The following is a 25101-nucleotide window of genomic DNA, read 5'->3' on the forward strand; positions in this document are numbered from 1 at the left end:
TCCACGGCGGGGTAAGGACGGCAGGCCGGGAATCGGGCGATGCGTGCGTCAACCACCCTCATGGTGCGACCTGTCACGCATGGCGCCATTGATCCACACCCGCTCACCGGAATCCGGACACATTCACGTCGAGTGCACCGGAGAACGCGAAATGGCGGCCCGTTTCTGCCTTTTCGGCGTTGACATGGATACGTGATCTCTCCGCTAATGGACTCCCGGCGACCGCAGAAGTTCGCTGTCGAACCTTCATATATCGGCGTTTCACGGGATCACTGGGGAGTCGGACGTTGCGCGTAGCACATATATCCGGTCCACCGCTCCGGCGGCGGATGTCCACATGGTCGGCGGTGATCGTCACCGCCGCGCTGGCCGTCCTGGGCATCCAGACACCGTCCCAGGCTGCGGCGCCCTCCGCCGCGACCGCCACCGCGTCCGCTGCCGCGGGTGGTGACGCGCCCTACGAAGCGGCGTGCGGCGCCGCGAAGAAGGGCGAGGCCACCTGTTACGCCCTGCGCCGCACCGATGTGAAGCCGGCCAAGGGCCTGCGGACCACCGCGGCGCCGGGCGGGTTCGGACCGGCCGACCTGCGTTCGGCCTACAACCTCCCGGCCGGCGGCGGAGCGGGGCAGACGATCGCCATCGTCGACGCCTTCGACGACCCGACCGCCGAGGACGACCTGGCTGTCTACCGCGAGCAGTACGGCCTGCCCGCCTGCACCGCCGACGACGGCTGCTTCCGCAAGGTCGACCAGCGCGGCGGCACCGACTACCCGCAGCCCGACCCGGACTGGGCCGGGGAGATCTCCCTCGACCTCGACATGGTCTCGGCGATCGCCCCCGAGGCCCACATCCTGCTCGTCGAGGCCGACACCCCGGGCTTCGAGGACCTCGGCGCCGCCGTCGACACGGCGGTCGCGCTCGGCGCCAAGTTCGTCTCCAACTCCTACGGCACCGACTACCGCTTCGGCAGCGGTGAGGATCCCTACCAGACGATTGTGCTGGACGCCCACTACAACCACCCCGGCGTCGCGATGGTCGCCTCCTCCGGCGACTTCGGCTACGGCGTCTCCTACCCGGCCGCGTCGTCCTACGTGACCGCGGTGGGCGGCACCTCCCTGACCGCCGACAGCGGGAGCAGCCGCGGCTGGTCCGAGACCGTCTGGGACGGCGCGGGGTCCGGGTGCTCGCTCTACGTGCCCAAGCCCGCATTCCAGAAGGACACCGGCTGCGCCAACCGCGCCGTGGCCGACGTCGCCGCGGTGGCCGACCCCGCCACCCCGGTCGCGGTGTACCAGACCTACGGTGGCGGCGGCTGGGCGCAGTTCGGCGGCACCAGCGCCGGCTCGCCGATCATCGCCGCCGTCTACGCCAACGCCGGCACCCCCGTCGCGGGCACGTACCCCAACTCCTACCCCTACGCGGCGGACGCGGGGTTCCACGACGTCACCGCCGGCAGCAACGGCACCTGCACCCCGGCCTACCTGTGCTCCGGCGCCGACGGATACGACGGCCCGACGGGCCTGGGCACCCCCGACGGCCTGCGGGCCTTCCGCACCGGCCCGCACGGGACGCTGGCCGGCACCGTGACCGACCAGGTCACCGGCAAGCCCCTCGCCGGTGCCACCGTCAGCGCGGGAACGGACAACGTCACGCGCACCGGGGCCGACGGCGGTTACAGCCTCGGCCTCCCGGTGGGCGGCTACGACGTCACCGTCGACGCCTACGGTTACGCCGGCAGCACCACCAAGGACGTCGACGTCACCGAAGGCGGCACCGTCACCCGGGACTTCGCGCTGAAGCCGGTCCCCAGCCAGACCGTCTCCGGCAAGGTCACCGACGACTCCGGTCACGGCTGGCCGCTGTACGCCAAGATCACCGTGGACGGTGTCCCCGGCGGCCCGGTGTGGACCGACCCGGCCACCGGTGCCTTCACCCTCAGCCTTCCCGAGGGCCACGACTACACCCTCCACGCCGACGCGTCCCTGCCCGGCTACACGACGGCGACCAGGTCCCTCACGGTCACCGACGCTCCGCAGTCCCTCGACCTGCCCCTGCGGGCCGACCCCTGGCAGGCCACCGCACCCGGCTACGCCGTGCACCTGGACGGCGCCACCGAGCACTTCGCGTCCACCGACTCCGCCCCGCAGGGCTGGCGCGTCGTCAACGCCGACGGCAGCGAGGGCGGCTGGACCTTCGACGACCCCGGCGGCCGTGGCAACCAGACCGGCGGCGACGGAGCCTTCGCCATCGCCGACAACCCCACCATCGGTTCGCCCTACGACACACAGCTGATCAGCCCCGCCTACGACCTGACCGGCGCGTCCGATCCCGAGCTGGCCTTCGACGCCATGTACTGGGTGTCCGACGGGAGCGCGGTCTCGGTCGACGCCAGCTCCGACGACGGCGCCACATGGAAGTCCCTGTGGTCGGCGACGGCGGGCTTCGCGGACCACGCCAAGGTCGAGATCCCGCTCGACGACTTCGCCGGCAAGCGGGACGTCCGCGTGCGCTTCCACTTCGTCACCGAGTTCGCCTGGTGGTGGGGCGTCGACGACGTCTTCGTCGGCGATCGCGGCTACACGGCCACCCCCGGCGGCCTGGTCACCGGGACCGTGACCGACGCCAACACCGGCAAGGGCCTGGTCGGCGCCGCCGTCACCGTCAAGGGCGAGCCGGGGGCGACCGCGACGAGCGTGGCCACCCCCGAGGACCCCGCACTCGGCGACGGGCTCTACCTCATGTTCTCGCCAGGCCTCGGAAAGCACGAGGTCAGCGCTGCGAGGCCGCGCTACACGGAGCTGACCAAGAGCGTCAACATCGCGGCCGACAGCGCCGTCACGGCCTCCTACAAGCTCAAGGCCGGGCAACTGACCGTGACCCCGGACTCCGTCGGCGCCACCCTCGCCTGGGGCAAGTCCGCCACGCGGAACATGACCGTCAAGAACACCGGGGGCGCGCCCGTCACCGTGACGGTGGGCGAACGGGCCGGCGGCTTCCAGTCCCAGGCCCTCGGCAGCGGCGCACCCCTCCAGACCGTCAAGGGGCACTTCTCCCCGCACGCGAGCAAGAAGGGTTCGGCCCCGACCGGGGCGAAGCACGCCGCGGCGCCGTCCGGCGGCGCCTGGCAGACCGGCCCCGACCTCCCGGAGACCGTCCTCGGCAACGCGGTCGGCACCTACGGGGGCAAGGTCTACTCCGCCTTCGGCTACACCGGCTTCGACGTCACCAACGCGATGTACGTCCTGGACCCCGTCGTCGGCGGCTGGAGCCGGGTGGCCAGCGCGGCGGACCGTCGGGAGGCGCCCTCGGGGCAGTTCGTCGACGGCAAGTTCTACACCGTCGGGGGCTGGCTCCCGGACAACACCACCGACCCCAAGCTGGAGATCTACGACCCCGTCGCCGACCGCTGGAGCACCGGCGCACCGACGCCCGCGGCCTATGCGGGGCAGGGCAACGCGGCTCTCGACGGCAAGCTCTACACGGTCGGCGGCTGCGACGACCGCTGCGGCACCGCCGAGGCGTACGCCTACGACCCCGACACCGACACCTGGTCCCGGATCGCCGACTACCCGGAGCGGGTCGCCTGGGAGTCGTGCGGCGGCGTCAATGGCAAGCTCTACTGCGCCGGCGGCAACGCGGACGGCCTCGGCGAGAGCAAGCACGCCTACGTGTACGACCCGGCCGCCGACACGTGGACCGCGCTTCCCGACCTGCCGATCCCGCTGTGGAGTTCCTCGTCCACCGCGGCGAACGACCAGCTCGTGATCTCCAGCGGCATCAGCCACGAGGCCCTCACCAACCAGGGCTTCGCCTACGACCCGCAGGCCGGCGCCTGGACCGCCCTGCCCAACGCCAACGTGGCCACCTACCGCGGCGGCGCCGCCCTCGGCCTGTACAAGATCGGCGGCGGCAGCGAGCCGTACACCCCGAGCAACACCGTGGAGCTCCTGCCCGGTTACGACCAGGGAGGCACGAGCGACGTCCCGTGGCTGAGGACGAGCACCCAGCACTTCACCCTGCAGCCCGGTGCGAGCACGACCGTCACCGTCACGCTGGACGCCTCGGTGCCCGAGGTCGCGCAGCCGGGTGACTTCACGGCGCAGTTGGCGCTGGACAACGACAGCCCGTACGGGATGCGGAAGGTCCCGGTGTCCCTGCACGTCGACCCGCCGAAGACCTGGGGCAAGATCACCGGAACCGTCCGTGGCATCCAGAGCGACGGCACCACCAAGCCGCTGGCCGGCGCCACCGTCGAGATCGGCAGCTGGGCGGCGGACTACTCGCTCAGGACGGCCGCCGACGGCACCTACTCCCTGTGGCTGGACTCCCGCAACAACCCGCTGGAGGTCATCGTGGCCAAGGACGGTTACCGGCCGGTGGCCACCACCGTGAAGATCCAGAAGGGGGCGACGGTCACCAGCGACTTCACGCTGAAGAAGCAGTAACCGCAGATCCGGCGGAAGCGGACGCGGGCCGGCCCCTCGGGACCGGCCCGCGCCCGTCCGTGGGTGCCGGGTCGCCTCGTCGCGGGTGACGATGCAGGTGGGTCAGAGCCGCCAGCGGCGGATCTGGTCGGCGCAGGCGTAGACGTCCGCGCGCCCCGCACGGACCTGCTTCGCCAGGTCGCTGAGCGCCCCGTACGGCGCATCGACCGCCTGGCCGCACGCCGCCATGTAGGCCACCGCGACGAGCGCCCCGTACATGGCGTTGCGGGCGGGCAGCGGGCACACCGAAACGATCTCGTGGAAGAGGGCTGCCGCACGCCAGGCCGCGTCTACGGTGTAATCCAGCTTCGGGGCGTTGACCCGGTGCCGGGCGACCGCCGCGACCAGACCGGAGAAGTCGTGGACCGACGGCTCCTTCGGCAGCACCTCGGCCTGGCGTTCCAGCAGCCAGCGGATGTCGACCTGCAGCTCCACCTCAGGCGGCCCGTCCGGTGGCGCTGTCCGGCTCCTCTTCCGGGAACGCCTCGGCGAACTCCGCGGCATGCCTGGCCAGGAACGCAGCGGCCGTGGCGGCCCCGTCGTCGAGGCGGGGGTCGCGCTCGGCAGCCTGCGTGATCAGTGCGGTCACCGTGGTGCCCTCGGCCTCGGCGCGTGCGACGAGACGGGCATGAACGGCGTCATCGAGCCGGATGTTGATCTGCTTCGCCATGCCCCCAGTGTATAGCAGACTGCTATACATCAGGATGCCGCTCCAAGCGCAAGGCCGAAGCGACGGCGAACGCTGGTGCCGACGCCCGCTCGCCCAGGTGCGCCCCACGGCGCGCGGGGCCGCTCTCAGGGGCCCAGGGCGAGGCCGACGATGTCGAGGGCGCGACGTACGGAGCGGTTCCAGACCACGGCCGCCACCGCGATGGCGGTGCACGCCATGACGATCGGCTCAGCACCGTCGGACAACCCCAGCCGGGAGACGCCGATCACGCCTCCGATCGTGAGGACGGCCCACGTGACGGTACGGATCCACTCCCGGTCAGGCCCCGCCACGGCGCCCTGTAACTGGCCCTCGTCCAGAAGCGCGCCCACCCGGGCTTGGCAGTAGCGATCCGCGATGGTCAGAAGGAGTCCGCCCAGCTCCTCCAGCGCCGGGCGCGGATCGCTGTCGAGACGGGCTTCGCAGGCGCGCAGCGCGGCGATCACCCGGCGCTCGTGCGCCTTGAGCGTCCTGCGGCGGTGCGAGAGCAAGGAGACGGAGCGCCGTTGCCTGTGAGCGGCGGATATGCCACGACTGACCGCTCCGATCCGGCGGGAGACCGTGCGAAGTTTCGGTGCCAGCCTTTCGCCGCCCGCCTTGTGCGCCTCCGCGCAGGCCGTGATGGCCTCGGCGATCTCCATGACCAGTGCGTACCGCCGTGCACCGAAGACCACGCCTACCTGCCGGAAGGACAAGCGGGTCTGCGGTGCTTCGCGTCCGCCGAGGGAACTGCGAAGGGTCATCACCGGAATCGCGACGGCACCGAAGACCAGCGCGACCACTGCCCAGGGGGTCTGTGCCATGGAAACACCGTCAGCGGTCATGTAGTCGACGGTCACGAAGACCGCACCCGTCGCTGCGCAACAGAGGATGCAGGTCAACAAGATGCGAAGGTGACGCCTGCGACGGATGGCAACGCGGACCCGGGCCGGAGCACGGCCAGGTACCGCCAGGCGCTTCAGGGAATCCTCGAGTTCGGCCAGACTTTCGTCACCCCACACAAGCCTGGATCATGGCACGGGACGGATCGCCCCGGAGCCCTTTTCCCGTGCCAGGTGCGGCTCGCGATGGCACCTCCCCGAGGACCCCGAGGGCCCCGAGGCCGACCGGGCCGAGTGGTTCCCACCCGGCCCGGTCGCCGACGGCCGGTCAGCGCAGGCCGGTGGCCCGGATGACCGTCTGCGTGACGGTGTTGCCCCGCTTGTCCGAGGCGTGGACCCGCAGCGATACGAACGCGGCCTTCCGCGGGGCGTCCAACCTCACGCGCACGGCGCCGTCCCGCAGGTCCCGCTGCTTGACGCGGTGCCAGGTCCTGCCGTCGTCGTAGGACACCTCCACCGTGTCGGTGCGGACCCGGGCCGTGGAGGCGCCGCGGATGTGCGACGGCTCCACGACGAGCTCGGCGTCACGCCGGGCCGACCCGTCGGTCGAGGTCGGGATGGTGTAGTCCAGCTGCACGAGGGGGAGCAGCGGCGCCTTGCCGTTCCGCGGTACCCCGGACATGAAGCCCCACTCGGTGCGGGTGGAGATGGAGTACGGGTGCCCTTCGGTGCGCTTCGTGGTGGTCACCAGCCGGTAGCGGCTCGGGGTGCTCGGAACCGGGAAGTCGAAGTACGGGCCTTCGGTGCTGCCGAGCAGCTTGTCGCTCCGGCGGAGTTCGACGGACTGCGTCGTGGTACCGGGCCCATTGGTGCCGGCGTGATGGCGGCCGCCGTCCCCGAAGCCGGGAATCTGCCCGGCGACGGAAGCGCCCGTGCGCCGCGGGGTGTCCAGGTACTCGACGACCCGGGGCCGTTCGACCGGACCGAACCACTGGACGCTCGTGGCACGTCCTGCCGGATAGGCGACCTGGCTGGAATACTGGTCGGAGTACTGGCTGCCACTCTGATGGGCCTCCTCCCTCCAGACGGCGCCGGGGGCGGCGGTCACCCAGTCGGTGCGTCGCGCCCCGGAGGTCGACAGCCGGGTCGAGTCCAGCAGGAAGAGCTGGTACGGCTGGATGTCGAACCGGTTCTCGTACACCTTGTTCGTCGTGCGGAAATCGACGTCGACCCGGGCGAGTTCCCTCGTGCCCGGCGCATAGCGCAGGGTCTTCGGGATGCCGCCGCGCCAGGTGCGCACCAGGTCGTAGAGGTACGCGGTCGTGGAGCGGCCGACGATGTGCATGGGCACCGAGCCGGAACCGCTTTGGATGCGGCCGATCAGGATCTCGCCCTCGGTTCGCGAGATGCCCGCGACGACGATCTTGCTGCGGCTGCCGCTCGGCCAGTAGCGTCCGCTGTCGCCGTTGACGATGACGAGGACCGCCACGCCGGCCTTCTCGGCGGCGGCGATCTGGTCGTGGGAGGCGGTCCGGGAATCGCCGTCATCGTCGTCGTCCGGCGGGGGTACGTAGCGGACCACGGCCACCTTGCCCCGGGCCCCGGCCGCGACGTAGTCCTGCTCCCGGCCGTCACCGGCGAAAACGGCCGGGAGGGTGTGCGTCCGGTCGGCCGGCCGGGCCGAACCGGGCTCCAGAGCCAGGTCGTCGAAGTTCTGGAAGCCCGAGGAGAGGCTGAGCAGAGGCTGCTCCATCCGTGCCCGGACGGTGTACAGCAGATCGCCGTCTGCGGGCTTGCTCGCCGGCAGCGCCCACATGCTGTCGTGCTGGGGGGCGAGGGTCGAGGTCTCGCCGATGGCGGGAGAGCCGTCGGTGAACGACCGGAGGAAATCGGCGCGGACGACGCCTGCCGTGGTCACCTGCGGTGTGACGACCTCGGTCAGTCGCAGTTGCCTGCCGTCGACGGTCGCCGACGTGTCGGCGTCGCGGACCTGGATGCCGGTCTTGAGCAGGAGCCCCTGCCCGAGCGACGAGGCCCCGTGGGTGCCTCGGACGTCGCCCCACAACCAGGCCGTGTAGACGCCGTTCGGCACGACCAGGTCGATGTCGCCGCGTGTGTTGGTCACCCCTTCGAAGCGGGACCCGTCACCATGGCGCTGGACCCGCACCACGTCGGCCAGCGGTTCGCCGTCCCGGCCCTGGAAGTGCAGCCGCAGATGGTGGTGCTCCTCGCGGGTGCTGACGGCGACCAGGGTGCGCGTGGCGGGCTTGCCGTCCACCAGGCCCGTGAGGTGTCCGGTGAAGCGGGAACCCGCCGGTGCGCGGTCGAGGACGGTGGTGAGCGTAGTGGCGGCGGTGCCCGCGGCCGGCACGGTCACCTGACGGTCCGCCACGGTGAACAGGCCCTGCGGTGCGTCGGGCGCGTCGACCCGTAGCGTGACGGTGACCGCCTTGTCGCCGGAGTTGAGCCACTCGATCCGGCGCTCCACGGTCTGCCCGGGCTTTCCGCCCAGGGAGTGGATGCCCGCGTCGGCGGTGCCGGTGGCCACCAGGCGGGCCGCGGAGGCCGCCGCGGCGTCGACGCGCCCGTTGCCACCGTCGTCGGCCGTGTTGGCGGGCGTCTCGTGGGCCGTGCTCACGAGGGCGTCCTTGATGCGGGCCCCGGTCCACTCCGGGTGGCCGGCCGCCACGAGGGCGGCGGCGCCGGCCACGTGCGGGGTCGCCATGGACGTGCCGTTCAGGGAGGCGTAGGAGCCGCTGCCGAACGTGGCGTACTGCGAGCGTGCCGCGAGGATGCCGACGCCGGGCGCGGTGATCTCGGGCTTGATCGCGTCGTCACGGAATCGGGGGCCGCGGCTGGAGAACCAGGCCAGTGCGTCCGTGGAGTCGACGGCGCCGACGGTCAGGGCGGCGTCCGCGGAGCCCGGGCTGGCGACGGTGGACGGGCCGTTCTCCCCGCTGTTGCCCGCCGCGATGGTGAACAGGGCGCCCGTCTCGGCACTGAGTGCGTTCACCGCCTGGCTGAGCGGGTCCGTGCCGTCGTCGGGGGCGATACCGCCGAGGCTCATGCTGATCACGCGTGCCTTGGTCTCACGCGCCGCCCACTCCATGCCGGCGATGACCCAGGAGTCGGATCCGGAGCCGGAGTTGTCGAGGACCTTGCCGACGTGAAGCTCGGCTCCGGGCGCGACGCCCTTCTCCTTGCCTCCGGACGCCGCGCCGTTGCCGGCGATGGTGGAGGCGACGTGTGTGCCGTGGCCGTTGCGGTCCACGACGTCCTCGTACGGGATGAAGCTCCGGGACGAGGCGACGACGCCTGCGAGATCCGGGTGCTCGGTGTCGTATCCGGTGTCGAGGACGGCCACGTCGACACCCTTGCCGGTGTTGCCGCGCGCCCACGCGTCGGGGGCGCCGATCTGTGCGACGCTCGACTCGAGCGTCGCCTTGACCTTGCCGTCCAGCCAGACCTTGCGGACGCCGCCGTTCAGCGCCGGCGCGCCCGCGGTGGTGCCGCGAGCCGCGGGCGTCGCCTGGGTCAGCTCGGCCCAGAAGTCCGCCGCCCGGCTGTGGATCTGGGTGACAGCGGTGCCGTCGATGCTGGTCAACGCCCGTGCGCCGGTGGCACCTTCGGGCAGGGACGCCAGGTCCATCTTGCGCAGCGAGTCCGAGGAATAGCTCAGGATGAGGGGCAGCCCACGAGAGCGCGAGTCGTCGTACCCGTCGGCGACGAGTCGGGTGACGTTGAACAGGGTCTCGTCGAGGAGACCGGCGGCCACGTACCGCTCCGCCACGGCGGGCACGACGTAGACGTCCCCGTCCCTGCTGCTGACGCGTACGTCCGCCCGGTCCCCGTTCGGTGCGGCCACGGTGACGGTGGCGGGGCCGGAGCCGTCGGGGGTGACGGTGACGCGGTCACCGGAGATGAGGGTGACGGTCCGCGCAGTGGATCCGAGTGAACCGCCGTTGGCTATGGTGACGCCCTTGGCCGCGGCGGGGGTGTGGTCGGCGGCTGTCGCCAGGGGGACCACCGTCAGCAGCGCGGTGACCGCCGCCAAGATGGGCAGGCCCTGCCGGGCCGGAATATGTGGTCGCACACGAGTCCTTGGTCGAGTCTCCGTTGGATGTGCAACGCATGGTGTCACAACATGTGATGTGTTGGTTGCCTACCTCCCGTTCAACCGCCCCGTTCCGCCCACCGCCTGTGCCGCCGGCTCCCAGAGATCGGTGTGGGCACACCAACGGAACAACGGGCTCTCGTTGTGATCGGCAGTCGGGAGCGCCCATCGGTGCTCTCGCGATACCCCTCCACGGCGGGGGCTGTCGGGGCGGGGCGGGGCGGCCGCGGTGGGGTACGGTCCGCCGCCTGGGCGACGGACCGCGGAAGGGCGGGGTCAGGCGCAGGTGACGACGTCGGCCTCGACGCCGGGGCGGGCAGTGGCTATCACGTGAGCGCCGCGGGCGGCGGCGATCTGCACGGCCAAGGCACCGACGCCACCGCCGGTGGCGCCGGAGATGAGCAGCGGCTCGTCCTTGCCTGGCGCCACGGCGTTCACGCCGTCCGGCGCGGCCATCCACGCCCTCGATGAGCGTTTCGACGGTGCCCGCGAAGTCCTCCGCCGCCATGGTTGGCGGTGTCGTGAGGGCTCTCGATGCGGTCGGAACCCGTGAGCCGGAAGCCCTCCGCGACGATCTCGACGCGGAGGGGACGGGTGACCGGGGTGGTCATACGGGCACGACGTACGGGAAGCGGTCGTTCCGCAGGTGCTGGGCGACGGATGGCTTGAGTCCGGCCGGCACGGCCGTGTTGGTCACGAGCGAGAGCATCGCCTCAGGCGCGTTGTCGGCCAGGGTGCGGCCGTTGCGGGCGGCGAAGCCGTACGTGGCGGGCGTTCCGACGACGTAGGCCAGCACGTCGGGGAACAGCTGCCCGGCCACGGTCCGGCCGTAGCCCTCTGGGTCGGCGCAAGTCCCGGTGGCCGCGACGACAGCCGAGACCTGGCCCGCGATGGATTCGCCCACGGCGGCGCGGTCCTGCGAGGGGTGCCGGGTGTTGGCCGGGTTGCTGAAGTCGGTGTCGCCGGGCCAGAAGATCGGCCACATCATCGGGTGCCCGCCGCGGTTGATCTGCCGCCATCCGCCGGCGTCGGTGGCCAGCTTGGTCGCACACCAGACGCCCGTGCGGGCCCCGGGGCGCAGCTGCGCGTGCTCGTGCGGAACCTCCAGCACGATCGATTCCACGGTGGTGCCGGCGAAGCTGTTCTGCGCCTCCTGCGGGCGCCAGTCCGAGAGGTCCACCGCCGTTCCCTTGGCCACCGCCCCATTGACGACGGCCAGCAGGGACAGGTCGATGTAGAAGGAGTCGGAGATGCGCCCGGCCCAGACGCGGGTGCCGTCCCCGTCGGCCGTTTCACCGGTGCGGCCTTCCAGCACCAGGTCGCCGTCAGCGGAGTCCTCGCGCGCCTCGTTTCCGGTCAGGACGTGCAGGCGCAGGGTTTGCCTGCCGTCGGGGCCGGGTTCGTCGAAGGAGACCCGATAGGTCAAGGTCTCGAATTCGGCGCCGTCGAAGTGAACCTTGAATTCGTAGCGTGCTTCCGGGTGGAACCCGGGCTCGGCGTAGACGCCGGTGATGTCGGAGTTGACGTCCATGATGAACACCGTGCTGCGCTCACCGGGAAAGACGTACAGGTCGTCGATGAACAGCTGGCCGTTCTGGGCCGCCAGCGGAGTGTCGAGATGGTGCGACATGGTCGGTCCTTAAACTCTTTCGGTTTTTCTCCGAGGAAAGGGTGCCGGGCGTTTTTCCGGCTGTTTCATCCTCGCCGAGCGGGCGGCGGCCTGGTACCGCCACATCGGGAATGCCGTCATACACTGTGGTTATGAGCAGGTCGTCTCCCGATCTCAGCAGTCTCCTGTTGCTGACATGGGTGGCCGAGATCGGCAGCCTGGGGCAGGCCGCCGAGCGGATGGGGATCAGCCAGCCCGCCGCGAGCAAGCGCCTGACACAACTCGAGCGGCGCCTGGGGCTGACGCTGGTGAAGCGCGACACCCGCGGCTCCGCACTGACCGTCGAGGGCAAGGCGGTGTGCCAATGGGCGGGGCGGGTGCTGGCCGAAGTGGACTCCCTGATGGTGGGCGTCGCGGCGCTGCGCGGTGACCACGCCCTCGACCTGCACCTGGCGGCCAGCATGACGCTGGCCGAACACTTCGTGCCGCGGTGGATCGGCACGCTGCAGCGCGGATCGCCCGACGTATACGTCAGCCTCAAGGTGACCAATTCCGAACAGGTCGCCACGCTCGCGGCGAATGGCCGGATCAGTCTGGGGTTCATCGAGGCGCCCACCGTTCCGTCCGGCCTCAGCTCACGACAGGTGGGTGCCGACCGGCTGGTCGTCGTGGTCGCGCCGCAGCATGCCTGGGCACGACGGCGAGAGCCGGTGGATCTGACCGAGCTGGCCCGAACCCGCCTGATCGTCCGCGAACCGGGTTCAGGTACGCGGGAGACCATCGAGCGTGTGCTCGCCGGCGCGGGAGCCGAGCCGGCCAGACCTCTGATGGTGCTGGACGCCAACGTCGCGGTACGAAAGGCCGTCGCCGAAGGCGCGGGCCCGGCGGTGCTCAGCGCCGTCAGTGTCCGGGACGACCTGGCCGAGGGGCGCATCGTGGAGGTCCCGGTGACGGGGGCCGACCTGCGCCGTCGGCTGCGCGCCGTGTGGCCGAAGGACCGCCCGTTGACCGGCGCGGTCGAGGAACTGCTCCGGATCGCGGCGCGTACCCACCGCGAGGATCGCTGACGGTTGCCGGCTGATGCCCAGTCACGGACCTTCTCGGAGTCCCGGCTCATTGCCCGCACGATGCGGGTGCGTGAGGACGTGGGCGCCGTCATGTGCGTTGGATGACCAGTACGGCCACGTCATCGGCGTGGTCCACCGCGACCGCGGCGTCGATGATGCGGTCGGCGGTCTCCTCGGTGTTCAGTCCGTCGTGGAGGGCTGCGCCGGCCAGTGTTCCGGCTCGCTCCAGTCCGGCTTCCAACGTGAGGCCCGGTCCTTCGACGACGCCGTCGGTGACCATGATCAGCGCGCTGTCCTTGTCCAGGGTGAAGGTCTCCTCGCGGTACTCGGTGTCGGGCACGACTCCGAGGACCGGCCCGCCCGGCAGCTCGTGGATGCTGTGGCTGCCGTCCTTGTGCGCGCACAGCAGCGGCACGTGGCCGGCGCCGGCGCCGGTGACCTGCCCGTCGTGTGGGTCGAGGTGCAGCATGGTGCAGCTGGCGAATCGTGCCGCTCGTATCGTGAGGAGCAGCTCGTTGGTGCGCCTCAGTACGGTTGCCGGATGCGGTTCGTGGGCGGCGATGGCGCGCATGGACAAACGGACCTGTCCCATGAGGGCGGCGGCGTCCACGTCGTGCCCTTGGGCGTCGCCGATCTCCACTGCGATGGCGCCGTCGGGCATGACGAAGGCGTCGTACCAGTCGCGCCGACGTCCAGCCCGTGTCTGCTGGGTCGGTAGCGGGCGGCGACCTCCAGGCCCGCGAGGTGCTCGGGCAGCGTGGGGAGCATGGTCTGCTGCAGCGCGGTGGCCAGCTCGACTCGTGCCTGCTGCAACCTGATGCGCCTCAGCGCCTGGCCTGCCAGGTCCCAGGCACTGCTCCGCCGATTTGCCCAGCGTTGTGGCCATCGCAGGGTTGAGGCTGCGGATGGCCCCGTCCAGCGTCACAAGAGCCGCCGGGTCAGCCCTCTGCAGGAGTTCGTCCGAGGCGTTCATGGGTTGCTCCCTGGCACATACCGAAACAACTGCTTCTTCATTTTCGCGCGTTTTGCCAAGGGATCATGGATGGAGGATGTGTTTGACCGCCTACGTGCGGTGACGATGGTAGGAGTCGGCCGGAAAGGGTGGACGGTCGCCCGTGAAGCCTTCAGCGGACCCCGGGCACGGGTGTATGTTGTGGCAGTCTTTCAAGATCAACTCGTGGGGGGCGCTGTGGAAGACCTGCTGACGTTCATGCTCATACTTGCTTTTGCCGTGCTCTACATGGCGCCGTCGTACGTGGCGTTTGCGCGTGGAGCAAAGGACCGGTGGTTGATTCTTGTCATCAACGTGTTCCTCGGTTCATCGCTCATCGGGTGGGGTGTGGCCCTCTACATGGCAACCCGCACGCCCAAGAAGCCCAAGGCGTCGGTGCAAGCCTCGGCGTGAATCGCTGGTGAGGTCGCCAAGAGTGTGAGGGACGGTGGCTGCCGGGGGCCCGTACGCGCCGGATGGTTGCCTCCCGCCGACCCCCGAGGGCGGCCCGCGCCGCAGTGATCGGTGGGCGCGGGTCGCACGTCTGGGCCGCGCCTGCCGTCAGCGAGGTGCCGCGAGGACGTCCCGGAGCACGTCCTCGAGCGAGACGCGGGACAGTTCGCGTCGCACGGTCTCCTCAATGCCCTCGTAGACACCCCGCATCGCCGGCTGGATGCCGTGACCGACCACGCATCCCTGGTCCGGGGTGGTCCGGTGCAGTGCGAAGAGCGGGCCGGGTTCCACGGCCTCGTACACGTCGAGCAAGGTGATCGACCCCAGCTCACGTGCCAGCGTCCAGCCTGCGCCCACGCCTCGCCGGGACTCCACCAGACCGGCTCGGCGCAGTTCGCCCAGCAGGCGTCTGATCACCACCGGATTGGTGTTCGCGCTGGTCGCGATCTGCTCGGAGGTGGCAACCTCATGGCCCTGGCGCTGGTAGAGGCCGATCCAGGCCAGCGCGTGAGCGGCGATCGTCAACCTGCTGTTGGCGCTCATGTGACCCTCCTCGCAGTGGAAACATTTTCTGTTACGACTATGCAGTCGTAACGAGTATAGTTGCGATAGCTGTCGTAACCATTCTTGTTGCGACAGGCGTCGGAAGAGACAGATTCAACGAGGTGGGAACTATGAGCCAGCCACTCACGGGCAAGGTCGCCCTGGTCACCGGAGGATCCCGCGGACTGGGAGCCGCCACCGTACGGCTCCTGGCCGAGCAGGGTGCCGATGTCGCGTTCACCTACGTCAGCTCCGCAGAGCGGGCGCAGGCCGTCGTCGACGAGGTGCGCGGCAAGGGAGCGAAGGCCGTCGCCATCCAGACCGACCAGGGGGACACGAGCCTGGCGCCGGCGCTGATCGACGAGGTGGTCGCCGCCTTCGGCGGTCTGGACATCCTCGTCAACAACGCGGCGATATCGGTGGAACAAGGCCGCACGGTGGACGATCCGGACGCCGACACCGCCGCACTCGACCGCATGCACGCCACCAATTACCTCGGTGTGATCGCCGTCATCCGGGCCGCCTCCCGGGTGCTGCGTGCGGACGGCCGCATCATCACCGTGAGCTCCGGGCTCGGTTCCCGCGTCGGCCTTCCCGGTCTGGCCGACTACTCGGCCACCAAGTCGGGGATCGAGAGGTACACCATGGGCGTCGCGCGGGACCTCGGGCACCGGGGCATCACGGCCAACGTCGTGGAGGCCGGACTGATGGAGAGCGGCATGGAACCGCCGGACCCCGAGACCCTCAAGGCCCTCGTCGGCTCCCTTTCCCTCCAGCGCATGGGGCGCCCCGAGGAGATCGCCGCGGCGATCGCCTTCCTGGCGAGCCCCGCCGCGTCGTACGTCACAGGGGCTGTGCTGGACGCCCACGGCGGCTACAACGCCTGAGGGCGATCCTGCCGCGCCCCCGAAGAGACATCGAGCCTCGGCCACCATGCCGCGGGCCATGCGCGCCCGCGCCGGCCCGCGGCACGGTGGCCGCTCGCCCCGGGCGACCATCGCCGGCTCCAGGAGCGGCGCGTTCCCGTCCGGCGGAACAGCCCGTCACAGCAGCTGGTTGCGTTCCAGCGAGAAGAAGCTCACCTGGCAGTAGCCCTGGATCAGTGAAGGCAGCTGCCGCACATGATCGGCGCGGATCGTGTTGTAGACATCGTGCCTGGTCATCCCCGGCGCCGGTGTGTACGTACCGGAGAAGGTCATCAGATCCTGATCGCGATGGCTGAAGGTGATGATGAAGCAGTACTCGACGAGGGGATCCGCGGGCTGGGTCACAGCTGCCTCTCGGTGGGGGACCGGTCTCGTCATTCCGGACGAACGAACGATCCATCCGGTTGCGGCCGCCGCACCGCCGACATCCGGACCGCGCTGCCGCGGACGGCGCCACATCCGGCTCCTTCCCGGCCACCATCGCCCGGCTGCCGGACCACCTCGCCTCCCGATCCCGGATGACGTAGCTGCCGTGCGGCAGTTGACGATTCGGTCGTGCGAGCTCGTCTTTGCCGGCCGGCAGTTGGGCACGGATGGACGCGGCAACTCCCGAGCACCTGGCCCTCGCTGGTCACGCCACCGCTCGCAGGGTGGCCGACTGGCGAACAGGTGACATGGCGTCTATGTGCCACCCCTTCCACCTGGCACGGCGTCAACTCCTGGCCCGACTGTTGCCGGGCACACGCCGGTGACGCTCGTTCATCGGGCGATCTCAGGGGAGTTGGTACAACGTTATGCGATCCAGATCGAGGACCGCGGCCGTGGTCGCGGCCACCGCGGTGGCGCTGCTCGCCACCGGGATGCCGGCGGCAGCCGGGCCGGAGCCGGCCGCCGGCACCGGCCGCCCGGCCGTACCGCCGGCGCCGCCCGCGCAGCACACCGTCACATTGATCAGCGGCGACCGGGTCGGCTTCACCGGCAGCGGGAGCGGACTCCAGGTCAGCGGGGTGACCCCGGGCAATGGCCGGGGCCACATCGCGTTCACCCGGGCGAGGCTCAACGACCACGAGTACGTGATTCCCGTCGACGCCACGGAGCCGCTGGCCGAAGGGCGGGTGGACCGGCAGCTCTTCGACGTCACCGCACTCGCCGCGCAAGGGCTCGACGACGCGACCCGGGCGTCCATTCCGCTGATCACGACGGCCCAGGCGGGTCCCGCGCTCCGCGGGTCCACGCAGCGGGACACCTTCCCCGAGCTTGGGCTGGCGGCGCGTACGGTCGCCAAGTCCGAGGCGGCCACGGCCTGGCGGGGCTTCCTCGCCGCCGGCGGGACGTCCCGCGCCGCCGCGTCCGGGAAACTCTGGCTGGACGCCGAGGTCGAGGCGAGCCTCGACCGGTCCGTCGCCATGACCGGCGCGCCCCAGGCATGGCGCAAGGGGCTTGACGGCAAGGGCGTGCGCGTCGCCGTGCTGGACACCGGGTACGACCCCGCCCACCCCGACCTGAAGAACAAGGTCGTCGCGGAGAAGAACTTCACCTGGGACGAGGACGTCACCGACCTCCACGGCCACGGCACGCACGTCGCCTCCACCGTCGCCGGAAGCGGTGCCGCCTCGCAGGGCCGCTACAAGGGCGTCGCACCGGGGGCCGACCTGCTGATCGGCAAGGTGCTCGACGGCAGCGGGTCCGGCAGTTTCAGCGGAATCCTCGAAGGCATGGAATGGGCCGCCGCCCAGGACGCCGACATCGTCTCGATGAGCCTCGGCTCCAACCTGCCGAGCGACGGCAGCGACCCGATCTCCCAGGCCGTCGAGACCCTGTCCGGGGACGGCGGACCGCTGTTCGTCGTCGCGGCCGGCAACGAGGGCAAGCCGGGCACCATCGGCACGCCGGCCGCCGCTCCGAGCGCCCTGACCGTCGGGTCGATCACCAAGGAGGGTGCGATGTCGTCGTTCTCCTCCCAGGGACCGGCGGTGACCGACGGAGGCGTCAAGCCCGAGATCACCGCGCCCGGCAGCGCGATCACCGCCGCCCGAGCCGCGGGCACGCTGGACGGCGCCGCGAACAGCGAGTTCTACGCGACGATCAGCGGCACCTCCATGGCGACCCCGCACGTCTCCGGGGCGGCCGCCATCCTCAAGCAGCGGCACCCGGACTGGGACGCGCAGCGGCTCAAGGCGGCGCTCGTCGGTACCGCCGACCCGGTCGACGGCGCCGGCGTGTACGAGCAGGGCGCGGGCAGCGTGGACGTGCCCGGCGCGCTCTCGTCGACGGTCACCGCCTCTCCTTCCGTGGTCTCCGCTGAGCTGACCTGGCCGTACACCGGCAACCCGACCCGCACGGTGACCTACCGCAACAGCGGCGGCAAGGACATCCGGCTGGACCTCTCCCTGAGCGGCAAGGCACCGGTCTCGCTCGTCACACGCCGGCTGACCGTCCCGGCGGGCAGCACAGCCGAGGCGACCGTGCGGATCGACACCGCCCGTGCGTCCGCCGGTGCCCACAGCGCCTGGATCACCGCACACGGCAGTGACGGCAGCACGACGCGCACCCCCGTCGGCGTCGACGCGGAGGGCCCGGCCGCCACGCTCACCCTCGAAGCCGCTGCGCTGCGGCCCGGGGTCGAGACGGCGTACACCAACCTGGTGGTGCAGAACGAGCAGACCGGCGAGGCCCGGCTGGTCAGCCTCACCGAGGGGTCCGAGGAGCTCCGGCTGCCGGTCGGCGACTACCGGGTGTTCGGCGGCGTGTGGGAGTACGTCCGGTACGGCAGGGCGAGCGTGCCCGAGACGTCCGTCGCCGTCGCCCGGCGCCTGACCCTCACCGGCGACCGGACGCTGCGGACCGACCTGTCCGGCGCGAAGCCGGTCACCATGGGCATCGACGACCCGAAGATGCGGATCAACGAGTGGGGGTCGGCGACCGGGCTGGTCTCGTCGGCCGGGGCGGGCGTCCCGGAGGGCCTGGTCGCGCCGCTCTACTCCGGCGCGTACCGGTCCTATGCCGTGGGCAGCGCGAAGATACCCGGACTGACGTACTTCTCCGCCGCCTCCTGGGAGCAGCCGTCCGTCCTCGCGGCGACCGCCGGCAGCTCCGGCAGCCCGGTGGACGTGCCGGTGTGGCTGATGACGCAGCGGCTGGAGTGGGACCTGGAGAAGCGGGTCACCGACGCGGGCGACGGCGGGGACCTGACGGGTCTTGAGATCGAGGACCGGATCGTGCTCCTGGAGTCGGACTGGAGCCTGCCCTGGGAGGAGCTGGACCGGCGCTACCAGGCGGTCAAGGCGCTGCGGCCGGCGGCGATCCTGCTGGCCGGGTCGGCGTCGATCGGCGCGGACGACCCCACGCTGGGTACCGACGACCACGGTGTGGCCCTGCTGCGCGAGCGGCTCGCCAAGGGCGAGGTGACCCTGCGGATCAAGGGGGAGCGCAACGGCGAGCGCACCTACTTCACGTTCCACGCCCACGACGACGGGGTGCCGGCGGGCGCGAACTGGCAGGACCGGCGCCGGGACCTGGCCCGCGTGGACCACAGCTTCCGCACCACCGGGTTCCCCAACGACCCCAAGGGGATCTACGGCTGGGTGACCTACCGCGGTCTCAATCTCGCCCAGCAGTCGACGCTGTTCCGCGCACCGCAGCGGATGACGGCGTACTACACACCCGAAGTGCCGTGGACGACGGCCACGTTCGAGTACGCGCTGGACGACGGACCGCTGGGTGTGCAGTACACCAACCCGACGGTCCTCCGCCAGGGACGCACCGTCACGGACAACTGGCTCACCGCGCCGTTCAACCCGTCGCTGTCGGTCAACGGCCCCGACGGCCGGGCACAGGCCACCCGCGCCGGGGACAAGCTGCGTCTGGCGCTGCCGATGTTCTCGGACGCCGCGGGCCACCGGTCGGAGCCGCTGCGGAATCTGGAGTCCGGCGAGACGGTGCTGCGCGATGGCTCCGGCAAGGTGATCGCCCGTAACGACGAGCCGGGGCAGGGCGTCTTCGACGTGCCCGCACGTGGCCAGTGGTACGAGATGACCTCGTCCGCGCACCACGACAGCCCGGAGTGGAAGCTGGGCACGCACGTCACGGAAACCTGGCGGTTCCGCTCGGAGCACACCGGTGCCGAGCGCCCGCTGCCGCTGCTCGACGCGCGCTACGACATGGCGGGGCTCGACGGCGACAACTCGGTCGCGGCGAACCGGGAGTTCACCTTCGGCCTGGGCATCGGCCGGCAGGCCGGGGTGAGCGGCGGCGCCGGCATCGAGCGGGTGGCGGTGCGGTACTCCACGGACGACGGCGCCACCTGGCGCGCGGCGGAGGTCCGGGGCCGGGACGGCGACCGGCGGGTGACCGTGCCCGCGACGGGCACCGGCTGGGTCTCACTGCAGGTGACCGCCACGGACCGCTCCGGCACATCGGTGACGGAGACGGTCACCCGGGCCTACCGCGTCGGCTGCCCGGAGCAGTGGTGCGGATACGCCCCGGCCTGGCCGCACTGGCCGGCCGGATAGTCCGCGAGCCGACACCGCGCCGGTGCGGTCACGGCGCGGTGAGCGCACCGAACGCAATGGCACAGCGAAGCAGGCGGCTGGCCGGCCTGCTTCGCTGTTGCCGCCGCAGCGTGGTGCGTGGGTTCGTGGCGGTGTGTGGTGGCGTGTGGTCAGTGGTTGGCACGGTTCAGGCCGGTGGCTTCGTGTACGGCGTGGGCGATGGCGGGGGCGTCCTTTTTGAGGATGGCGCCGTGGTTGCTGGCGACCTTCGCACTGATGCGGATGGTGGGGTTGCGGGTGGTGACGGCCTCGAGGCTGGTCCGTATGCGTTCCTGCTCGTCCCCGCGGCTTCCCAGGGAGGTTCCGGAGGCGACGACATAGCGGACGGGGACGGTGATGGCGTCCAGGACGGGGCCGAGTTCGCGTTCGCGGGAGAGCCGGCCGAGTTCGATGTTGCTGTCGGCCATCTGGTGGGCGGTCATGCGGGGGGTCAGGCCGGTGGGGCGCAGGAGCGGGGTGATCCAGCTCATGCGGCGGAACAAGGTGCGGATGCGTTGTTCCATGGCCCCGTCCAGCCAGTCGTGGGGGAATGCGCCGTCGACCAGGACCGCGCCCAGGGTGCGGTCGGGGTTGCGGTGGGCCCAGTGGGCGGCGACGACTGCTCCGTAGGACCAGCCCACCAGCACTGCATGTGCCACGTTCCTGGCGGCGAGGACGGCGTCGACGTCACGGACGGCGGCTTCGAAGGAGTAGTCCGCCGAGCGCTTCGATTTTCTGCCGCGGGCGCGTTCGTCGTAGGTGATGTGCCGCCATCCGGAGCCGAGTTCGGTGATGACCCGGCGCCAGTAGCCCTGGGTGGCGAACTGGCCGTTGAGGTAGAGGACGGGGGTGCCGGGGCCGCCGGTGTCGGTGACGGCCAGGGCGGTGTCGTCGACGGGCACCATGCCGTTCCACGCGGAGCCGGCCGGGGGAGTGCTGTTCTTGGTCATGTCTTTTCCGCCTTGGTGGTGTGAGGACGTGAGGTGTGGCCTTGTGGGGGCCCGCGACGTGGGTCGCGGGGCCCCGGGGGCGGGGCGGGGCGGGGCGGGCTGGTGACCCGCCGTGCGGGACTTCTTGGTCGGTGGCTGTCCCGGGGTGGTGCTGCGCCGCTTACAGGCTGCGGGCGGTGATGTTGCCGTGGGGGGTGGTGGCCTGGATGTCGAGGTCGGGGGTGCCGTTGTTCTTCAGGGCGTTGCTGATGCGGCCGTGGCCGGTGCCGGCGTCCAGGGTGGCCGAGACTCCGGCGGCCGCTGCGATGGTGATGTCGCCGGACTGGGTGTGCAGTTCGACGGTGCCGCGCAGGGCCGAGGCGATGCGGATGTCGCCGCGCTGGGTGCTGATCTTGGCGGAGCCGGTGAGCCGGCCGATCTCGATGTCGCCGTCGATGGCGGAGAGGCGGACGCCGGCCGCCTCGTCGATCTTGATCTGGCGGTAGGCGCCGTCGAAGTCGATGTCGCCGAGGCGTCCGACGCCGCGCAGCTCGGCGCTTGCGGTCTTGGCCTGGATGTGGGAGCCGGCGGGCAGCTGGACGGTGACCTCCAGGGACCCGGAGGGCCCGAAGAGCCGGTTGCCGGCCTGGGTGCTGCGGATCTGCAGGACGCCGTCGGCGTAGGTGACGGTGGTCTGCTCGGCGGCCTGGACGTCGCTGTTCTTGGCGGGGTTGGCGGGCAGGACCTCGACGGTGGTGTCGGTGCGGTCGGCGGCGATGAACTGGATGCGTCCGGCGGGGACGTCCAGGACGGCGGAGATCGGGGCGGGGGTGTCGAAGGTGCGCATCGTGGTCTCCCGTGTTCGCTCATGGTTTCTGACACCGGAAACGCTACGTTGCTTTCCAATTCGTGGCAACAAGCTTGTTGCGCAAAATCCGTATCTGCACAGGTAGATGCCTGGAAACTGTTGCAACGGCTCTGCCGAGAACGCAACGCCCACTGCTGCGATCATTGCAATGGCAGTGGAGTGAACGCTATAGTGGCGGGCGTCAGGGACCACCACGCAGGATCACCGAGGGAGACCGCGATGCCGGGCGGCAGGCTCACCCAGACCGAACGTCAGCAGATCGCGCTGGGACTGGCCGACAGCCTCCCCTACGCCGAGATCGCCCGGCGTCTGGACCGTCCGACGTCGACGGTCACACGGGAGGTGATGCGCAACGGCGGCCCCACCGCCTACCGCGCCGACCTGGCGCACCGGGCCACCGAACGCCGTGCCCACCGACGCAGGCCCGCCTCGGCGCGGGGGGCGCAGCCGGGCCTTCAGCCGCACGGGCGGGATGCCGAGGCGGTGGCGGAATATGAGGAGACGTTCACCACCGTGCTGATGGGTTCGGGCCTGAGCAAAATGTCGGCCCGGGTGCTGACCTGTCTGTTCACCACCGATGCGGGCAGCCTGACCGCGTCGGAACTCGCCCAGCGGCTCCAGGTCAGCCCGGCATCCATCTCCAAGGCGATCGCGTTCCTGGAGAGCCAGAGCCTGGTGCGCCGCGAGCGCGACGAGCGCCGCCGGGACCGCTACGTCGTCGATGACGAGCTGTTCTACCAGGCCACGATCGCCAGCGCCCGGGCCAACGACCAGCTGGTGGCGACCGCACGTCAGGGTGTTGCCGTTCTCGGCTCTGACACGCCTGCCGCCGCCCGGCTGGAGAACATCGCCCGTTTCCTGGACTTCATCAGCGAAAGCATCACCCGCGCTGCCGAGCAGGCCCGCGAAGTCCTCCACACCAGGCCGGGCACCAGCCCCGACGCCGCCCCGCCGCGTCCGGACCACGGATAGACAGCCCTCTGGGTGGCGGGGACTGCTGCGGCCGGCGAGCCGGTGGCAGGCGTGCGTGCAGAGCCGACCCGGTGCCTTTAGTCACCGCACCGCACCGCGCTGGGCTACTGTCCGGCCGGGTTCCTGGCAGAACTGGTCCCGTCCTGTCCTGCCTTGTCCTGGCTACCGGCGGCCGGCCTTGCTCAGGGGCGTGCCCGCGTGATGGCACCGGCCGACTCCGGCCGCGGAGCGCGCCGTGCGGCCGGCGGGTGGACGTGCTGCCGCCACTGCGGGATCGGCAGCAGCCCCGGGGTCGTTCACAGCCGTCATAGGCGTGCTCCTGAAACTGCTCGGGCACGCACGGATGAATGTGCCCAGTCAGCAGCACGACAGGCTCGGTCAGGCAGCGCCGAAGCCGCCGCCTGCGAGCGCCTGCAGATAGGGGTTCCGTCGTGTCACGGGTTGCCTCGAGAAAATCAGAGCGAGAGCGTCCGTCAGTGAGTGCTCCACCAGGCTGTCGAACTCACCCGCCGGGCAGTGCCCTTCTGCGGGGCGGAAGCACCAGCCCTCCCGGGTGGCGTATCGGGTGCGCAACCCAATGAGCTCCTTACCCCGTGTGAAGCGCCATTCGTCCTGTCGATCGGACAGTTCAAACACTGCGAGCCCGTCCTTGCGGAGCGTGACCCTCGCGGCGTGAAGCATGAGGACAAAGTCCAGTACGCAGACGGAGGTCGCGGTGTCGGAGAAGTCGCCATTGCCGATCCTGAGGCTGACGTCGACCTTGAAGTTGTCCCAGATGAAGGCAGACCGGGTGAGCTCCTCAACCGCCGTGGGCTCGCGGAAGGCATCGAGTGGGACCCACTCTGGCCCCCATGACGTGTCTCCAGCGCTGGGAACCAAACTGAGTGAAGGCGTTGCGGGTGTGCTCACCGCTCCAGGATGCCGGACGGGGTGGCGGGACCGGCAGGGTCCCTGCTTCGAGCCAGCCCCTCCAGGAACCTGTCACGTTTGTAGTGCATCGCCGGTCTGTGCTCGAGAAGACGTGCGTGGCTGCTGCTTGTCCGGAGGGGGTACGCCGCCTGTGGGCGGGTCCCCCTCCGCGACGGTAAGGGATGTGGGGAAGTGCGCGGCGGTGTCACCAGCGCAGGACACGACCTCGACCACGGTCGTGAGGTGGGTGGCGGGGCCGATCCGGCCTCTGCCCGCTCCGGTGGACAGGAGCACCGTGCTGGGCGGCGTCTGCCGCGCGAGGCGATGCATGCAAGACGAACGAGAGAACCGAGGTCGGCACAATGGCAAGTGAGAGTGTTGCGCATCCGAGCCTGATTGTCCCGGTGGGGCATGTCGAGCCGGTGCCGCGCAGGGTCCGGGGCGTGGTGGGAAGCCGCGTGGTGTTCGACACGCGTCGTGCACTGTACGTGTGGGAGTGGCGGGCCTACCCGCAGTTCAGTATTCCGGTGGAGGACCTGGTCGACGGCGTGCTCGTCGATGAGCATCACACGGAGCATCACGGTGCCGGTCCCGCACGCCGGCACGCGCTGCGGGTGGGTTCGCAGGTCCGCGAGGGTGCGGCGTGGGTGTGGGACGAGGGTACCCCTGGGCCGTTGCGCGGCCAGGTGCGCTTCGAGTGGGAGGCGCTGGACTCCTGGTTCGAGGAGGACGAGCCGGTCTTCGTCCACCCGCGGAGTCCGTATTCGCGGGTGGACGCTCTGCGTTCGTCCAGCAGCGTGCGGGTGGAACTGGACGGGGTGGTGCTGGCCGAGGCGCCCAATTGCGTGAAGTTGTTCGAGACCGGTCTGCCGACCCGCTACTACGTGGAGCGCATGTACGTCGACTGGGCCCGGCTGCAGGCCTCGGACACGGTGTCGCGATGCCCCTACAAGGGGACCACGAGCGGCTACTGGTCCTTCGACAGCGACGGTGACCTGCAGCAGGACATCGCCTGGGCGTACGATTTCCCCACCATTCAGGCCAATCGCATCGCGGGCCTGGTCGCGTTCTACAACGAGCACGTCGACCTGTACGTCGACGGCGTCCTGCTGCCGAAGCCCGCCGCCGCCACCCCCTGAGCCCTGGGGCGGCCCGGCAGTCCGGGCCGCCCCACACG

General features: G+C 70.7%; 19 protein-coding genes. 7 read left to right on the plus strand and 12 right to left on the minus strand.

What is annotated here, in order from left to right; translation table 11 throughout:
• Positions 1–329 precede the first annotated feature (329 nt).
• Positions 330–4445 carry a carboxypeptidase regulatory-like domain-containing protein gene (locus AC1VWI_RS42275; RefSeq protein WP_499516372.1) on the plus strand — a complete coding sequence of 1372 codons (4116 nt, stop codon included), beginning with the start codon at positions 330–332 and terminating at the stop codon, positions 4443–4445.
• A gap of 102 nt (positions 4446–4547) precedes the next feature.
• On the opposite strand, the gene AC1VWI_RS42280 is transcribed toward AC1VWI_RS42275, so the two are convergent.
• The 6 genes from AC1VWI_RS42280 to AC1VWI_RS42305 form a co-directional block, all read right to left on the minus strand.
• A complete protein-coding gene (locus tag AC1VWI_RS42280; protein ID WP_499516373.1) occupies positions 4548–4919 on the minus strand; it encodes a toxin Doc in 372 nt (123 codons plus the stop codon).
• 1 nt (position 4920) lies between these two features.
• Positions 4921–5154 (minus strand): type II toxin-antitoxin system HicB family antitoxin, encoded by a 234-nt coding sequence (locus tag AC1VWI_RS42285; RefSeq protein ID WP_499516374.1) that lies wholly within the window; start codon positions 5152–5154, stop codon positions 4921–4923.
• Positions 5155–5279: 125 nt separating this feature from the next.
• On the minus strand, positions 5280–6032 hold the full coding sequence (locus AC1VWI_RS42290) for a hypothetical protein (RefSeq protein ID WP_499516375.1): 753 nt from the start codon (positions 6030–6032) through the stop codon (positions 5280–5282).
• A gap of 310 nt (positions 6033–6342) precedes the next feature.
• Entirely contained in the window at positions 6343–10107 is a 3765-nt protein-coding gene (locus AC1VWI_RS42295; RefSeq protein ID WP_499516376.1) for a S8 family serine peptidase, read from the minus strand.
• A 297-nt stretch (positions 10108–10404) separates the two neighbouring features.
• Positions 10405–10584: a hypothetical protein gene (locus AC1VWI_RS42300; RefSeq protein WP_499516377.1), complete on the minus strand. Its 180-nt coding sequence runs from the start codon at positions 10582–10584 to the stop codon at positions 10405–10407.
• Between the two features lie 151 nt (positions 10585–10735).
• Complete coding sequence (locus AC1VWI_RS42305) at positions 10736–11758, minus strand: DUF4331 family protein (protein ID WP_499516378.1); 1023 nt, start codon at positions 11756–11758, stop codon at positions 10736–10738.
• A 131-nt stretch (positions 11759–11889) separates the two neighbouring features.
• On the opposite strand from AC1VWI_RS42305, the gene AC1VWI_RS42310 reads away from it, so the two are divergent.
• Entirely contained in the window at positions 11890–12804 is a 915-nt protein-coding gene (locus AC1VWI_RS42310; RefSeq protein ID WP_499516379.1) for a LysR family transcriptional regulator, read from the plus strand.
• An 88-nt stretch (positions 12805–12892) separates the two neighbouring features.
• On the opposite strand, the gene AC1VWI_RS42315 is transcribed toward AC1VWI_RS42310, so the two are convergent.
• On the minus strand, positions 12893–13465 hold the full coding sequence (locus tag AC1VWI_RS42315; protein WP_499516380.1) for a PP2C family protein-serine/threonine phosphatase: 573 nt from the start codon (positions 13463–13465) through the stop codon (positions 12893–12895).
• A gap of 381 nt (positions 13466–13846) precedes the next feature.
• Here AC1VWI_RS42315 and AC1VWI_RS42320 point away from each other — a divergent pair, with 381 nt between their 5' ends.
• Entirely contained in the window at positions 13847–14209 is a 363-nt protein-coding gene (locus tag AC1VWI_RS42320) for a superinfection immunity protein (protein ID WP_499516381.1), read from the plus strand.
• A gap of 147 nt (positions 14210–14356) precedes the next feature.
• Here AC1VWI_RS42320 and AC1VWI_RS42325 read toward each other — a convergent pair whose 3' ends face one another.
• Positions 14357–14791 carry an Rrf2 family transcriptional regulator gene (locus AC1VWI_RS42325; protein ID WP_499516382.1) on the minus strand — a complete coding sequence of 145 codons (435 nt, stop codon included), beginning with the start codon at positions 14789–14791 and terminating at the stop codon, positions 14357–14359.
• A gap of 131 nt (positions 14792–14922) precedes the next feature.
• Here AC1VWI_RS42325 and AC1VWI_RS42330 point away from each other — a divergent pair, with 131 nt between their 5' ends.
• Positions 14923–15678 carry an SDR family NAD(P)-dependent oxidoreductase gene (locus tag AC1VWI_RS42330; RefSeq protein ID WP_499516383.1) on the plus strand — a complete coding sequence of 252 codons (756 nt, stop codon included), beginning with the start codon at positions 14923–14925 and terminating at the stop codon, positions 15676–15678.
• 156 nt (positions 15679–15834) lie between these two features.
• On the opposite strand, the gene AC1VWI_RS42335 is transcribed toward AC1VWI_RS42330, so the two are convergent.
• A complete protein-coding gene (locus AC1VWI_RS42335; RefSeq protein WP_499516384.1) occupies positions 15835–16062 on the minus strand; it encodes a hypothetical protein in 228 nt (75 codons plus the stop codon).
• Positions 16063–16511: 449 nt separating this feature from the next.
• On the opposite strand from AC1VWI_RS42335, the gene AC1VWI_RS42340 reads away from it, so the two are divergent.
• On the plus strand, positions 16512–20228 hold the full coding sequence (locus tag AC1VWI_RS42340; protein ID WP_499516385.1) for a S8 family peptidase: 3717 nt from the start codon (positions 16512–16514) through the stop codon (positions 20226–20228).
• A 149-nt stretch (positions 20229–20377) separates the two neighbouring features.
• Here the strand turns inward: AC1VWI_RS42340 and AC1VWI_RS42345 are convergent, their stop codons facing one another.
• Together AC1VWI_RS42345 and AC1VWI_RS42350 are read right to left on the minus strand one after the other, a co-directional pair.
• Positions 20378–21196, minus strand: a complete 819-nt coding sequence (locus AC1VWI_RS42345; RefSeq protein ID WP_499516386.1) for an alpha/beta fold hydrolase — start codon at positions 21194–21196, stop codon at positions 20378–20380.
• A gap of 160 nt (positions 21197–21356) precedes the next feature.
• Entirely contained in the window at positions 21357–22022 is a 666-nt protein-coding gene (locus AC1VWI_RS42350) for a DUF4097 family beta strand repeat-containing protein (RefSeq protein ID WP_499516387.1), read from the minus strand.
• Positions 22023–22262: 240 nt separating this feature from the next.
• Here AC1VWI_RS42350 and AC1VWI_RS42355 point away from each other — a divergent pair, with 240 nt between their 5' ends.
• Complete coding sequence (locus AC1VWI_RS42355; protein ID WP_499516388.1) at positions 22263–23015, plus strand: helix-turn-helix domain-containing protein; 753 nt, start codon at positions 22263–22265, stop codon at positions 23013–23015.
• Between the two features lie 378 nt (positions 23016–23393).
• Here the strand turns inward: AC1VWI_RS42355 and AC1VWI_RS42360 are convergent, their stop codons facing one another.
• Positions 23394–23924 carry a hypothetical protein gene (locus AC1VWI_RS42360; protein WP_499516389.1) on the minus strand — a complete coding sequence of 177 codons (531 nt, stop codon included), beginning with the start codon at positions 23922–23924 and terminating at the stop codon, positions 23394–23396.
• Positions 23925–24286: 362 nt separating this feature from the next.
• Between AC1VWI_RS42360 and AC1VWI_RS42365 the strand changes: the two genes are divergently transcribed.
• Positions 24287–25063: a DUF427 domain-containing protein gene (locus tag AC1VWI_RS42365; RefSeq protein WP_499516390.1), complete on the plus strand. Its 777-nt coding sequence runs from the start codon at positions 24287–24289 to the stop codon at positions 25061–25063.
• Positions 25064–25101 lie beyond the last annotated feature (38 nt).

The sequence above is a fragment of the Streptomyces sp. TOM-9 genome, from assembly GCF_056858595.1.